Source organism: Saezia sanguinis (assembly GCF_003991585.1).
Taxonomy (GTDB): domain Bacteria; phylum Pseudomonadota; class Gammaproteobacteria; order Burkholderiales; family Burkholderiaceae_C; genus Saezia; species Saezia sanguinis.
Genome location: NZ_PQSP01000142.1, coordinates 1 through 254, shown reverse-complemented (window position 1 = coordinate 254; position 254 = coordinate 1). Strand labels below are relative to the sequence as shown.

Here is a 254-nt window from a genome sequence, read left to right as displayed (position 1 = left end):
GTGTTGTTCGTCGCGGGATGCGCGGACGAACAAGAGGTGGCGACCGCGCCCCCGGCGCCCGTCCCCGCGGAACTGAGCCGGTTCTACGAACAGGTACCGCAATGGGAGTCCTGCGCCGGATACGCCGCGCCCGGGGAAAGCCTGCCGCCGGCCACGCAGTGCGCTCGTATCGAGGTACCGATCGACTACGCCGACCCCGACGGGCCGACCGCGCAACTGGCGTTGTCGCGGCTGCGGGCGAGCGGGGCACGGAT

1 pseudogene is annotated in these 254 nt (G+C 71.7%); it reads left to right on the top strand.

Going from position 1 to position 254, the window contains the following annotated elements:
- Positions 1 to 254: pseudogene (locus CUZ56_RS16075) on the top strand (hypothetical protein); the annotation flags it as partial.